Below are 14470 nucleotides of genomic sequence, written 5' to 3' on the forward strand. Positions count from 1 at the left end.
AGCTGTTATAAAGGTGGTGAAAAAATGCTAAATAAAGAGAAAAAATACAACAACATATATTTTCAAATAATGTCTAAAGTGAAATTTTGTGACGATGAAGAAAATGAAGAATTAACAAGAATTTTGGATGACCTTACCGAGGAAGATCTAAAAGTTGTAGATGAATATTAAATACATCGTTAACTTAACTAAAAAAGCAAAGAAATCAATGAATAAACTTGATTTCTCGAGGTAGTGCATATAAAAAATAAATTGTCCGGTTAAGCCGGACAATTTTAGATTATAAACAAAATAAAATATCAATAAAACTAGATATTATTGGAATTCAAAAATAAAACGAATGAAAACTCGAAGATTGCCTGAAAAAATTATGAATGAAGGTTTCCAAAATCACATGGATGTGATTTTGAGTGAAGCCGAGCATGGATGCGAGTCTGAACGGAAACCGAGAATGATTAATTTTTTCAGATCAGCAATCAAGCGTTTGAATGAGTTTTATTTTGATTACAACTTTGAGGATTCAGAATTTTCACCTGGTGAAGAGCATTATTTTATAATTTTCTTCTTTGCTATTAAAATATAACTTTTAAAACTGGATATTTTTCAGTATCAGACGGAACATCAGCAAGTGTAGAAAAATCCGAATTAGAAGAACTCCATTTTAAAGTAGTATCTAAATTTTCTAATTCATCAGCTTTTTCAACTTCGCTATTATAATAAACATAAACAACATTAGAATTTGTACTAAAATTTATGTTGTCAACAGTATTTTCTAAATAATTATTAGCGATCAAAGCATCAATATCATTTGGTAAAGAATCCTCATTATAATAATACTGCATAATAGAATTTTCCAAAACCTTCATATCGTTTATAATCTTCGTCATCTTCGCTTTTCTAACAACATTATTCACCATAGGAACAGCAAAAGTTCCTAAAATAGCAATAACCGCTAAAACAATCAACACCTCGTACAAAGAAAAACCAGCTTTACTCTTCAAAGCCATCCCCACGCCCCCTTTTGTTAAATGTTTATATTTATAACAAAAAATATAGCCAAAAACTATTATATCATAAAAACAATTAAAATTTTACAAATTAAATTTTAGTATTTTGAAATAATTTAAACATTATTTGGTATAATAAAACAGACAATAATCGGAGGTGAAATAAATGGCAATATTAATAACAGGTGGAGCAGGATACATTGGTTCTCACGCATGTGTGGAATTCTTAAATGCAGGTTATGAAATTGTAGTTTTAGATAATTTTTCAAATAGTAAACCAGAAGTATTAAAGAGAATAAAAGAATTAACAGGAAAAGATTTCAAATTTTATGAAGTAGATTTATTAGATAAAAAAGGATTAGAAAGAATATTTAATGAAAACAATATTGAAGCAGTAATACATTTTGCAGGTTTAAAAGCGGTAGGTGAATCTGTATTGATACCATTGAAATATTATAAAAACAATATAACTGGAACATTAAACTTATTAGAAGTAATGCAAGAAAAAAATGTAAAAAAGATAGTGTTCAGTTCCTCTGCTACAGTATATGGTAATCCGGAAAAAGTTCCAATAACAGAAGACGCTCCACTTTCTGCTACAAATCCATATGGTAGAACAAAATTATTTATAGAATACATATTAAAGGATTTATATGTATCAGATAATGAATGGTCTATTGCATTACTTAGATATTTTAATCCAATAGGAGCACATGAATCCGGTAAAATAGGAGAAGATCCAAATGGTATTCCAAATAATTTAATGCCATATATAACTCAAGTGGCAGTTGGAAAAAGAGAAAAATTAAATGTATTTGGAAATGATTATAGTACACATGATGGAACTGGCGTAAGAGATTACATTCATGTAGTGGATTTGGTAATAGGACATATAAAAGCATTGGAGAAAATAATGAATGAAACAGGAGTAAAAGTATATAATTTGGGAACTGGTGTTGGATATAGTGTATTAGATGTTGTAAAAGCATTTGAAGAAGCAAATGGAATAAAAATACCCTATGAAATAGTAGATAGAAGGCCAGGAGATGTTGATCAAGTATATGCAGATCCAACAAAAGCATTAAAGGAATTAGGATGGAAAGCCGAAAGAAATATAGTAGATATGTGTAGAGACTCCTGGAATTGGCAAAAAAATAATCCTAATGGTTATGATAACTGAGAGCATTGCTCTCAGTTATTAATAATTAAATGTAACATATATTCAAATAATTATAAAAACAAAAGCTGAAATTTGTGCTATAATTGAAATGAAAAAAGATTGGCGGAGGAAGAAGATGCGAATAAATTCAAATTTCTTAAAAATAATTGACTATATTATATTAATAATTTTTAATCTATATATAACAAAAAATATATATATTTCATTATTATTTGGAACATTTATATATCTTGGTATATATGCATTTAGAACATACGACTTTGAAAATATTGAAAGTTGGAATGATACAATAATAAGGATTTTTGCTGGAATGATGTTAGGGTTTCTTGTAGTTTTATCTTTTTTAGCATTTTTTGATAATATCATCTTAAAATCATATTTTTTAGATAACTTCCTATTTAATATTTTAGTGTTACCAGTTGTTCATAAAATTAGTTACTACATATTATTAAAAAATATAGAACCAAAAAAATATATAGTAATTGGTAGAAAAGAAGAATGGGAAGAGTTAATGAATGAAATAGAAAAAAAGAGTCTTGGTAAATTACAATTTGTTGAGTATATAAATCCTTCGCCTGTTAGATTGAAAAAATTGATTAAAGAGCATGATGGTGTTTTAGTAGCTGATCCAGAATTAGAAAAATTAGTATTAAATGAAATAAATGAATTTAAAGAAAATGGGATAAATGTAGAATATTTACCAGTAATAGTAGAAAAATTTTTAAAAAGAATTCCAATACAAGTAGCTATGAAATTTAAAAATCATTATGAAGTAGCTTTTAGTGAAATAAAAGAATCTCCTGCTAAAAGAATAGTTGACATATTTATATCTTTAATAGCTTTAATTGTATTATCTCCCATTTTTTTATTGATCACTTTAGCAATATTTATAGAAAATGGAAAACCTATAATCTTTAAGCAAAAAAGAATAGGAAAAGATGAAAAAATTTTTACTCTAATTAAATTTAGAAGTATGTATAATAATAAGAAAAATGCTTCAGAAAAATTTGCAGACAAGGAAAGAGATAGAATAATGAGATCCGGAAAAATTATCAGACCAATTAGACTTGATGAAATTCCTCAATTTATTAATATATTAAAAGGCGAAATGTCTTTTGTCGGTCCGAGACCAGAGCAACCAGGGTTTGTAAAACAATTTAATGAATTAATACCATTTTATGAATTTAGGCATAAAGTAAAACCAGGATTGACTGGATGGGCACAAATTAATTATAAATATCCAACAACATTAGAAGAAACAAAAATAAAAACTAGTTATGACTTATATTATGTAAAAAATAGAACTACACTATTAGACTTAAAAATAATAATGCAAACAATAGAAGCCATTTTTTGGAAAAAAGGCATTTAAGGGTGAAATTAATGTTATTAAGTGTTGTAAAAATGTATCCCCCTGAAATGGGTGGTGTAGAAGTTGTAGCTAAGGAAATAGCTGAAATAGGAAAAGAATATTATGGAGGATCTGAAGTTATAACCTTTAACAAAGAAAATAAATTAAAAATTGAAAATATAAATGGTGTAAAGGTATATAGGTTAAAAACCGTTTTTCGTAAAGATCCATTAAGAATATCACTTCAATATGATTATTATATAAAGAAAATTTCTAAAAAAGCTAAAAAGATAATATTTCATTTTCCAGCATTTCAGCCTGAAATGTTTTTTTTAATAAATGATATAAAAAAATCTGAAAAGATATGTTTTTATCATGCTGATATAGTTGGAAGAGGTTTTTTTGGTGATTTATACAACGATATAGTTGTTAATAATTTTTTAAAAAAGATGGATAAAATAATAGTAACATCACCAAATATAATTGAATCCTCAAATGTATTAAAAAAATTTAAAGATAAGATAGAAATTGTTCCGTTATTTGTTGACTTAAGCCATTTTTATTTTAGAAAAAAGAATAAAAGGGAAGAATTATTGAATAAAATATCTAATTTAAATAAAGATGTAAAATTAATTTTATATATTGGACGATTAGGAAGATATAAGGGAATAGAATATTTAATAGAAGCGACAGAAAATCTTCCTGATAATTATTATACAGTGATAATTGGAAATGGTCCAAAAAAAGAAGAATTGAAGGAACTAGTAAAAAATAAAAAAATAATAGGAAGAGTGATTTTTTTAGATCACATATCTTATCAAGAAATGCCTGAGTATTATTCAGCTGCGGATGTTTTTGTTTTACCTTCTATAGATAGAGGAGAAGCATTTGGTTTAGTTGCAATAGAAGCAATGGCTTGTGGAACTCCGATAATAACTACAGAGTTAGGAACAGGAACGTCATATCATAATATAGATGGCGTTACTGGAAAAGTAATACCTCCAAAAGATTCGGATTCATTAAAAGAAGCAATATTAGAAATAACAGAAAATGAATATACAAAAGAAAAGATTATAGAAAGAGCTAAAGATTTTTCCCTTGAAAAATTTAAAAATAATATAAGAAAAATTTTAGGAGGAAAAATATGAATGATTCTAAAATAAATAATGATATATCTAATATATTTTATGCTATAAAAAAAAATAAAATATTATTTATTATAATTTTTCTATTAATATTATTTCTTACTGTTGTATATTTAAAATATATAGCGGTAAAATATTGGGAAGCTAAACAGGTGATAGAATATAAGGGAAATATATCAACACAGGATTTTTCTGGATTAGCTATTCTTGGAGATTTAGCTGGTCAATCAAATTCAAATGCATCTATAGAGCTAAACAGAATGAAATCAGATATTGTATTAAAAAAGATAGTTGATGAACTAAATATAATAGATTTTTTAAATAATCACCTATCATTATATCAAAAGCTGTTAAAAGTTAAATATTCAGAAAGATCAGCAATAAAATATTTAAAAAATAATATACAATTCTTTCCTTCCAAAGAAAATGCAAATATTATAGAAATGAAAATAAGAACAATGGATCCTACCTATGCAGCTTCTATTATATCTCTTACATATAAATATTATAATGAATATACAAGAGCTATTGACTTGGAAAATTCTGAAAAATATATTGCTCAATTAGAAGAAAAATTTACCCAAGTTTCGAAGGAATTAGATAATATAAATAAGAGAATTATAGAATTTCAAGCAAAAAATAAAATTACAGATGATGGTTTAAATAAATATCTTCTTGATTACTATATGAATATATATACAAATTTATTATCTCTTGAAAAACAAAAAACAGAATATGAATTAAAAAAAATAAATATAGAAAATAATATTAACAATATGGATTCAGATTTAAAAAAGCTATTAGTATTTAATTCCAATAGTCAATTGAAAGCGTTAAAAAGCCAAATTATAGATTTAAATATAGAATTAGAAACAACAAAATTATTATCACCACAATCACCGAAAGTTGTAGAATTAGAAACAACATTAAAAGCTTTGAACAAAGAATATAATGATCTTCTTCAGGAATCATTAAATCAAAATAAATTAGCTTTTTTAGCTTCTATAGATAAGGATTTATATAAAGAATATACAACAGTAATATCTTCTTTAGATAACATAGATACATTAAAAGCGACATATATTGGAATATTAAACAAAATTGATGATGAAATAAATAAAAGTACAGGACCAACTTATGAATATTTAAAGTTAAAGAAAAATCAAAAAGTGTTAGAATTGAAATATCAAATGTATTTAAGTAATTTAGAAAACGAGAAACTAAAATTAGCAACATATAAAGATAAGTTTATAGTTATTGATAAGGTATATATACCACAAAGTTCAGTAGCCCCAAATAAAAAAATGGGATTAGCTATAGGTTTTGTTTTTTCTATATTTTTTGCACTATTTACAGTAAATTTAAAGGAAACATTGAATACTAAAATAGATGATATCTATAAATTAAAAGAAATTTATGGAACACCAGATTTTTTAATAAATAAAGCAGAAGATTTTTCTAAAATAGCAGTATATGCTAAATTAAATAATAAAAAAAAGATTGGAATTCTTTTTTCGAAATCAACAGAGTATTTAAAAGAAGAAATTTCAGAAATATTCTTCTTCTATAACTTTTCTATTATAGCAATACATAAAGATAAAATAATGGAACACTTTGATAAATTTAAAAAAAGTGAAGATTATCAAGCTGTTTTAATGGAAAACATTAATTCCTTCGAGTACATATTATATAAAGATCATTTAGATGAATTATATATTGTAGCAAATAAATATGAGATAAATGTTTTTAAAGAAGTTTTGAACAAAAATAAAAATGTAAAAGTAATATATATAAAAGGATGATTAATTTGAGAGTCTTTCAATTATTAGATAAATTTCGCTTCGGTGGAGGAGAAAATGTAGCAGTAAATTATGCAATAGTTTTGAACAAATTAGGTATAAAAAATTATATTGTAGCAGAATATATGGATGATAAATTTTTAAAAAAATTAGAAGATCATAATATAAAATATATGTCAAAGGATAAATTAAATGAAAATATAGATGATATTATTTTTATACATACAAATAGGAATCTTTTAAAGATGTATATGAAGTATATATGGAAATCAAGAAAACCTAGAATATATTATATTCAACATTTATTGTATTCAGAAAAAAAATTAAAAATGCTATCGAAAATGATAAATTATGTTTGTGATGGATTTATTCAGATAACTCCTATTACAGAGAATTTAATAAAAAAATATATTAATACAGAAATAATATTTTTCCCAAATTTTTATATAAACAAATATTCCGAAAATGAAAGGGAACAAATAAGAAATAATTTAAGAAAAGAATTAAAAATTTCAGAAAAAGATTATATAGTTACCTTTAGTGGAGTATTTAAAAAAGGAAAAAATGTTTCCCATATAATAGAATTATCAAAAATGTTAGAGGATCAAAAAAATATAAAATTTTTGATTTTGGGAGATGGTCCAGAAAGGGAAATAGTAAAAAATAATTTAAAAGATAATATAATCTGGCCAGGATTAGTAGATGATGTGGAAAAATATTTATATGCATCTGATCTTTATTTTTTTCCATCACAAAAAGAAATGATGCCTATGGCATTAATAGAAGCTATAAATGCAGATTTGCCAATAATTGCATATGAAACGGATATAAGTAAATTTTTATTAGAAAAGCAATTTATCGCAGAAGGCTTATTAGAAGTAAAAGAAAAAATATTAGAATTTTATAATATTGATTTTCGAAAATATAATCATAAGAATAAATTTGATTTAAATTATGGAATGGAAAAATTAAAGAAAATACTCTGGAGCTGATTACTTAATGCTTGGTATATTAATTTTAATTCTAGCTGTTTATACTTCGTATATTCAAAAAAGAGAAAAACACTTTTTAATATATAATATTATAATTCTCTCATTAATATATCTTTATGGGATTCAGAATTATAAAGCATTATATCAGGTAGAACCAAAAACTTCAGACACATATTTATATTACACGGCGTTTAAATCATATATATCAGATATGCCAAAATTTTTATTCTATCAATATCCACTTTTTTTAAAAATATTTATTTATCCTTTTCAAAATGTCTTTTTTGCATTAACAGTACAATCAAATATTATCTTTCTTTTAATGTTGCTAATAACAGAGAAATGGAATAATTTATATTTTTTTATTTTATACATGAATCATACATTGATATTTACAACAGTAAATTTTTTTAAAGATAATTATATTATAATAATCGGATTAACAGGAATATATCTTTTACAAAAAATAAAAAATAAAATATATCAATCTATAATAATATTTTTTACTATATATTTTATAGATATGGTAAGGCCATTTTTTAAATTCTTTTATTTTTTAATAATATTGCCTTTTTTAAATAATGTCAGACTCCAGAAAAAACATTTAATATTACTTTATCTTTTAATATTCCTTTTAGCAGCAGGAGTTTTTATTACATATAGTAATACAATTTTTTCTGTATTGGATAAATTAGAATCATCAGGAACGGGTGGAGGTTTTTCAATAACATCACCAATAAGAGCATTATTTGGCCCAACTCCTATAAGATATTTATTTCACGAAGAATATTTCGAGCAACCTTTTTTAGAATCTCAAGGATATATATATTATATGCTCCATATCTTGTTTTATTTAACCTTTCCAATAGTTTTAATAATATTTATATTAGATTTAAAAAAATATTTTTATTTAAATAATATAAAAACAGATTCATTATTTAGTTTTTCTATTTCTTTTTTAACTTTTGCTGTATATCAGGTAGTATATGGCAGTGCTGATATAAGGCAAAGAGCTGTAATATTGATATTTTTTATATTTTTTGTATTAAATGAAACAAAAATTAGTGTAGAAAAGCTCAAAAATTATAAATTCATTTATGGAATAATATTGACATTTGAAGCTTTCCTTTCATACATATCATTATGAGGTGGTATTTTGAATCTTATATATTTTACACATTATAATTTAGAAGATAAAAATTATTATGGTGTAAAAGAAAAAATATTTTCTCAATATAATGCGTTTAATAAACATATAAAAACAGGACTTATATATTTTGATAATTACAATATGATATTTCTAAATGAAAAAGAAGAAAAAAAATTAATAGCAATATTTAAAAATAAATTAAAAAAAAGGACTCAAATGTACAATTTTTTATATAATGTAATAAAAGAAAATAATATAAAAAATCTGTATATAAGATATCCATATACAGATTTTTATTTTATAAATTTTCTAAAAAAAATAAAAAGCAAAAAAATTTTTTTAGAAATTCCCACATATCCATTTCACAATGAAGATAAAAGACTAAAAGCCAGGATTACATATTTAATAGAAACATTTTATATAGGAAAATTAAAAAAATATATTGATTATATTGTAACTTTTTCTGATCATGACGAAATTTTCGGAATACCTACAATAAAGATAGAAAATGGTATAGATTTAAATAAAATTGAATTAAGAAAGCCAGTAAAACATGAAAATATAAATCTTTTAGGTGTAGCAAAAGTAAGTAAATGGCATGGTTATGATAGAGTAATAAAAGGATTATATGAATATTATAATAACAATCCTTCAGAAAAAGTATATTTTCATGTTGTAGGAGAAGGTGAAGAATTAAATAATTTAAAAGAGTTATCTAATAAATTAAAATTAGAAAACTATATAATATTTCATGGATTTAAAAAAGGTAAAGAATTGAATGAATTATTTAATATAGCAGATATTGGAATAGGGAGTCTTGGAAATCACAGGAAAGGAATTTATAAAGAGAGTGCATTAAAAAATAGAGAATATTGTGCGAAAGGGTTGCCTTTTATTTTATCTTCTATAGATAATGATTTTCCTGAGAATTTTAAATATGTATATTATATTTCTCAAGAAGAGACACCTTTAAATATAAATAAAATAAAAAATTTTTATAATAAAATAAAGAATGAAAATTATATAAAAGAAATGAGAAAATATGCAGAAAATAATTTATCTTGGGAAATAAAATTAAATAAAATAATTACTAGAATCAAAGGAGATTAATGTAAAATGAAAGTGTTAATTTTAGCGAATATTTTTCCTCTTGAAAGCAATTTTATAAGGGGTATATTTTTGACCAATAGATTGAAATATTATAATAAATTTAATATAAAATATGATGCATATATTGTAAGATTTCAAGAATCAAAAATATTTTCATATATAAAAAAAATATTACACAAAGAATTGATTACTTCAGAAAAAATTATTAATTATTTAGACGGAGTATTATATTCTGATCCAGAAATAAAAATTACTTTATTAGACACCTTATTAAAAAAGAAATTTAATACATATTTGTCAAAAAAATATGCAAAAAAAATAAGCAAAGACATTTCTAAATATGATATTATTCATGCTCATGGAATGTATGGTGAAATACCAGCGGGATTAATTGCCTATTATTTATGGATAAAATATAAAATTCCATATATAGTAACTTTGCATGGAAGTGATATAAATCTTGGAATGTCTAAAAATCCAGAATTATATAAAAAAGTTTTGAATAAAGCTAATAAATGTATATTTGTAAGTAAAAAATTATTAGAGAAAGCAATGTCCTACAAATACAATGGTGAGAATTCAGTTGTAATTGGCAATGGTTATGATCCAAATATTTTTTATCCTATTAATAAGTGTCAAATACGTAAAGAATTAAATCTATATGAAAAAAATTATAATTATGTAGGATTTGTGGGTAATTTGAAAAAAATAAAAAGAGCTGATAAGTTACCAGATATATTTAAAAAAATTTCTAATGAAATTCCGCAAACTAAATTTATAGTAGTAGGTGATGGAGTTTTAAAAAAAGAAATAGAGGATAAAACAAAGGATTTAGATGTAATATTTACTGGTAAATTACCTCAAAAAGATGTAGCTAAATACATGAATGCAATGGATATAATGATACTTCCAAGCAGGGATGAGGGATTTGGAGCTGTAATAATAGAAGCACAAGCTTGTGGAACAGCAGTTGTTGGGAGTAATGCTGGAGGTATTCCAGAAGCAATAGGATTTGAACGTTATATTGTTCCAGATGGAGAAAATTTTGAAGAAAGATTTTCAAAAAGAATAATAAATATATTAAAAGGTGGTTATAATTCTGAAGAATTAATTAACAGAGCTAAAAAATATACTTGGGAAAATATTGTAAAAAGAGAAATTGAAATATATAAATATATTGAAAATAATTAAGGAGGAAATTTTTTGAATATAAAAAATTATTTAAAAAAATTTCTATCATTTTCAGTAGGGACATGGGTAAGAGCAATAATAAGCTTTTTTGCTACACCAATAATATCTTATTTAATAATTCCAGAAGAATTTGGTAGAGCTTCAATGTTTACACTTGTATATAACATAGCCCTTATCTTATCTATTATGGGATTAGATCAAAGTTATATAAGATATTATTATGAAATAAAAGAAAATGAAAGAAATAAAACATTCTGGACAGCATTAATTCCTTCAATTATTAGTGGAATAGCAATTTCTTTAATATTTATTATATTTGAAAAACAATTAAGTAATTTGATATATTCTCGTGAATACAAATATATTGGAATTATATTTTTAATAGCTCTATTAACAGGAATTATTCAAAGATATAATCAACTATCAATAAGAATGCAAAAAAAAGGATTATTTTTTTCTACTATTCAAATATTAAATGCATTAGGTAACATTGCAGGAACTATAACATATGCAATATTAATAAAACCAAATTTTTACGCCATTGTAGTGGGGCAAATAACAGGAAATATTACTTCATTAATATATGGATTTAGCAAAGACAAAGTTCTCAGAAAATATGAAAAAATTCAATTGAGTTTGATAAAAAAATATATAAAATACGGATTGCCATTTATTCCAACATTTTTAATAAGCTGGTTTTTTACATCGATAGATAGAATATCCTTAAAACAATATACAACATTTACAGAAATAGGATTATATAGTGCAGCATTTAAAATAGTATCTGTAATGAACTTAATTCAAGCAGGATTTACAACATTCTGGACACCAGTAGCATATGAAAAATATGAGAATAATAAAAATAATAAAGAATTTTTTAGAAAAGCAAATTTGGCAATAAGTTTCGTAATGTTTGTATTTGGATTTATAGTTTTAAGCTTTAAAGATATAATATTTTTAATATTAGCAAAATCATATAGAGAGGCAGCATATATAGCTCCATTTTTAATATTAACGCCTATAATGTATACAATATCAGAAACCACGGTTTTAGGTATTAATTTTAAGAAAAAAACATATTGGCATATGGTATTAATAAGCATATCAGCATTAATAAATTATATAGGAAATACAATTTTAGTTCCAATATTAGGAGCAAAAGGAGCAGCAATATCAACGGGGTTATCATATGTAGTATTTTTTATATTAAGGACACTAATAGCAGAGAGATTATATTATGTAGGATTTAAAATTTATAAAATATTTATTGGTATAATAGTAACAATTATAGTGGCATATATAGGCACATTTTACACAAATACAATATTAACAATTATTTCTGGAATAACCTCCATTTTTATAATGTTATTTATATATAAAAATGAAATAAAATGGATATTGAAAAAAATGTAATATCAAGAAAGGTGTTGAAAATGAAAAAGATATTAATAATTGGATGTATGCATCCGAAATATGATAAAAGAGTTTTTAGAACAGTAAAAGCATTATCAAAAAATAACAAGATTATATATCAATATGTAACCTATAATAATGAGAAAGAATATGAAGAAGGTAATATTATATATAAACCTACACCATATACAAAAAATTTAAAAGCTAATATATTAATTAAATTAAAAAATAGAAGAGGCTTTGATAAAAAAATAATGAATATGGTTCAAAATTATGATTATGATATATTATATATGCATCATTTTCTTGCATCCAGACCTTTAGAACCGTTTCAAGTAGCTAAAAAAAGAAGTAAAAAAATAATTTTTGATATTCATGAATATCATCCGGAAAATTTTTTAAATCAATTATCTGGTTTTAAAAAACAACTAAAAGAAAAAGTATTATGGAAAATTTTTGAAAAGCAATTAAAATTATCAGATAAATTGATTTTTGTATCAGAACAGATTCAAGAAGATGTTTATAGTGTATTAAATATAAATAAAGAATATGTGATTGTAAAAAACTATGCAGCAATAGAAGTTTCATCTAAGGAAAAAAACAGAGAAATATCTTTTGTTGGAAAAGTAACGAGAAATTTAGATGATGAAAAAGAAATACTAAAAAAATTAATAAAAAATGGATTTAAGTTCAGAATAATAGGAATGGAATCAGAATATTTTAAAGATATACCACATAAACATACAGATTTTTTACCATATGAAGATATGATGAAAGAACTATCAAAATCGGCATTTTCTTTAATATCTTTTAACACAGTAAAAAATAGAGAATATAAAAATGATATATTCTCTTTACCGAATAAATATTATGATTCAATTGCTTGTGAAACACCGGTAATAGTAAAAAACACATTCATTTCAATGTCAAAGGAAGTTGAAAAATATAACATAGGTGTTGTAATCAATCCAAAGAATGTAGAAGAATCAGTCGATAAAATAATAAAAGCATATGAAAATTATGATGAATTATTAGAAAATATAAAAAAGTATAAACATGAGTTTATTTGGACAGAAGAGAAAGAAAAAGAGTTTATAAATTTTGTATTGTCTTGATGGGGGGATAAAATGAAAAAAGTATCTATTATAATACCAACATTAAATGAAGAAAAGTATATTGAAAAATGTCTAAATTCATTAATAGAAAACGATTACGAGAATAAAGAAATAATTATTGTTGATGGATTAAGTGAAGATAAAACAAGGGAGATAATAGAACAAATAAAAAATGAAAATGATGAAAAAGTCAAAATAAAAATAATCAAAAATGAATTAAAAATAACCCCAGTTGCTTTAAATCTTGGAATTAAAGAAGCAACTGGTGATTATATTATGATAGCAGGAGCACATGCAACATATTCAAAAAATTATATATCAGCATGCATAGAAAGATTAGAAAAAGATAAATGTGATATAGCGGGTGGTTCTGTAATAACAAAACCAGGAAAAGAAACAACAATAGCCAAAGCAATAGCAAATGTATTATCTCATCCTTTTGGTGTAGGTGGAGCAAAATATAGAACAGGAAATGAAAAAGAAGAATATGTAGATACAGTAGCATATGGTATATATAAAAGAGAAGTATTCGAAAAGGTTGGATTATTTGTACCACAATTAAAAAGAAATCAGGATATAGAAATGAATTTAAGATTAAAAAAAGCGGGTATGAAAATAATGCTTGTTCCAGAAGCAAAAAGCTATTATTATGCAAGAGATAATTATAATGACTTATTAAAAAACAACTTTCAAAATGGATTATGGGTAATACTTTCTACACATTATTCTAAAAAAGGATTTTCACTAAGACATATAATTCCATTATTATTTGTATTGTTTTTATTATTTGGAACAATAGCTTCAATATTTTCGCCAATTGCAAGAATACCATTTTTTTTAGTCCTTTCAATTTATATAGTTCTTACAATATACTTTTCACTAAAAATATCTATGAAGAATAAAAATTCAAATTTATTTTTCCCCACATTTATATCTTTTTGGATACTTCATATATCATATGGATTAGGTTCATTTTATGGTTTGTTTCTAATCCTTTAATAATTAATCGCTCGATAT

Annotated in this window: 13 protein-coding genes; 12 read left to right on the forward strand and 1 reads right to left on the reverse strand. The window is 23.7% G+C overall.

Annotated elements, in window-relative coordinates:
• The first annotated feature begins 24 nt into the window (after nt 1-24).
• The gene (locus ACZ5CK_RS10845) at nt 25-171 is read left to right on the forward strand and encodes a hypothetical protein (protein WP_464581831.1); all 147 of its coding nucleotides are present in this window, start codon (nt 25-27) and stop codon (nt 169-171) included.
• Nucleotides 172-572: 401 nt separating this feature from the next.
• On the opposite strand, the gene ACZ5CK_RS10850 is transcribed toward ACZ5CK_RS10845, so the two are convergent.
• A complete protein-coding gene (locus ACZ5CK_RS10850) occupies nt 573-1007 on the reverse strand; it encodes a type II secretion system protein (protein ID WP_464581832.1) in 435 nt (144 codons plus the stop codon).
• Nucleotides 1008-1173: 166 nt separating this feature from the next.
• Between ACZ5CK_RS10850 and galE the strand changes: the two genes are divergently transcribed.
• The 11 genes from galE to ACZ5CK_RS10905 all read left to right on the forward strand — a co-directional run bounded on the left by galE (nt 1174) and on the right by ACZ5CK_RS10905 (nt 14452).
• Nucleotides 1174-2187: a UDP-glucose 4-epimerase GalE gene (gene galE / locus ACZ5CK_RS10855; protein WP_464581833.1), complete on the forward strand. Its 1014-nt coding sequence runs from the start codon at nt 1174-1176 to the stop codon at nt 2185-2187.
• A gap of 115 nt (nt 2188-2302) precedes the next feature.
• The gene (locus tag ACZ5CK_RS10860) at nt 2303-3559 is read left to right on the forward strand and encodes a sugar transferase (protein WP_464581834.1); all 1257 of its coding nucleotides are present in this window, start codon (nt 2303-2305) and stop codon (nt 3557-3559) included.
• An 11-nt stretch (nt 3560-3570) separates the two neighbouring features.
• A complete protein-coding gene (locus ACZ5CK_RS10865) occupies nt 3571-4686 on the forward strand; it encodes a glycosyltransferase (RefSeq protein ID WP_464581835.1) in 1116 nt (371 codons plus the stop codon).
• On the forward strand, nt 4683-6485 hold the full coding sequence (locus ACZ5CK_RS10870; RefSeq protein ID WP_464581836.1) for a GumC family protein: 1803 nt from the start codon (nt 4683-4685) through the stop codon (nt 6483-6485). Before ACZ5CK_RS10865 ends, ACZ5CK_RS10870 begins: the two co-directional genes overlap by 4 nt.
• Before the next feature lie 5 nt (nt 6486-6490).
• Complete coding sequence (locus ACZ5CK_RS10875; protein ID WP_464581837.1) at nt 6491-7474, forward strand: glycosyltransferase; 984 nt, start codon at nt 6491-6493, stop codon at nt 7472-7474.
• A 7-nt stretch (nt 7475-7481) separates the two neighbouring features.
• Complete coding sequence (locus tag ACZ5CK_RS10880) at nt 7482-8621, forward strand: hypothetical protein (RefSeq protein WP_464581838.1); 1140 nt, start codon at nt 7482-7484, stop codon at nt 8619-8621.
• Nucleotides 8622-8630: 9 nt separating this feature from the next.
• Nucleotides 8631-9734: a glycosyltransferase gene (locus ACZ5CK_RS10885; protein WP_464581839.1), complete on the forward strand. Its 1104-nt coding sequence runs from the start codon at nt 8631-8633 to the stop codon at nt 9732-9734.
• Between the two features lie 69 nt (nt 9735-9803).
• Entirely contained in the window at nt 9804-10925 is a 1122-nt protein-coding gene (locus ACZ5CK_RS10890; RefSeq protein WP_464581840.1) for a glycosyltransferase, read from the forward strand.
• Nucleotides 10926-10937: 12 nt separating this feature from the next.
• Nucleotides 10938-12338 carry a lipopolysaccharide biosynthesis protein gene (locus ACZ5CK_RS10895; protein WP_464581842.1) on the forward strand — a complete coding sequence of 467 codons (1401 nt, stop codon included), beginning with the start codon at nt 10938-10940 and terminating at the stop codon, nt 12336-12338.
• Between the two features lie 20 nt (nt 12339-12358).
• Nucleotides 12359-13453, forward strand: coding sequence for a glycosyltransferase (locus tag ACZ5CK_RS10900; protein ID WP_464581843.1), 1095 nt, complete (start codon nt 12359-12361; stop codon nt 13451-13453).
• Nucleotides 13454-13465: 12 nt separating this feature from the next.
• Nucleotides 13466-14452 (forward strand): glycosyltransferase family 2 protein, encoded by a 987-nt coding sequence (locus ACZ5CK_RS10905; protein WP_464581844.1) that lies wholly within the window; start codon nt 13466-13468, stop codon nt 14450-14452.
• The last annotated feature ends 18 nt before the right edge of the window (nt 14453-14470 follow it).

The sequence above is a fragment of the Marinitoga okinawensis genome, assembly GCF_055387075.1.

Excerpts from the sequence above, each read along its gene's own strand:
- ACZ5CK_RS10845 (WP_464581831.1), top strand. The coding sequence starts at position 25 with ATGCTAAATAAAGAGAAAAAATACAACAACATATATTTTCAAATAATG.
- ACZ5CK_RS10870 (WP_464581836.1), top strand. The coding sequence starts at position 4,683 with ATGAATGATTCTAAAATAAATAATGATATATCTAATATATTTTATGCT.
- ACZ5CK_RS10900 (WP_464581843.1), top strand. The coding sequence starts at position 12,359 with ATGAAAAAGATATTAATAATTGGATGTATGCATCCGAAATATGATAAA.
- ACZ5CK_RS10905 (WP_464581844.1), top strand. The coding sequence starts at position 13,466 with ATGAAAAAAGTATCTATTATAATACCAACATTAAATGAAGAAAAGTAT.
- ACZ5CK_RS10865 (WP_464581835.1), top strand. The coding sequence starts at position 3,571 with ATGTTATTAAGTGTTGTAAAAATGTATCCCCCTGAAATGGGTGGTGTA.
- ACZ5CK_RS10860 (WP_464581834.1), top strand. The coding sequence starts at position 2,303 with ATGCGAATAAATTCAAATTTCTTAAAAATAATTGACTATATTATATTA.
- galE (WP_464581833.1), top strand. The coding sequence starts at position 1,174 with ATGGCAATATTAATAACAGGTGGAGCAGGATACATTGGTTCTCACGCA.
- ACZ5CK_RS10850 (WP_464581832.1), bottom strand. The coding sequence starts at position 1,007 with ATGGCTTTGAAGAGTAAAGCTGGTTTTTCTTTGTACGAGGTGTTGATT.
- ACZ5CK_RS10880 (WP_464581838.1), top strand. The coding sequence starts at position 7,482 with ATGCTTGGTATATTAATTTTAATTCTAGCTGTTTATACTTCGTATATT.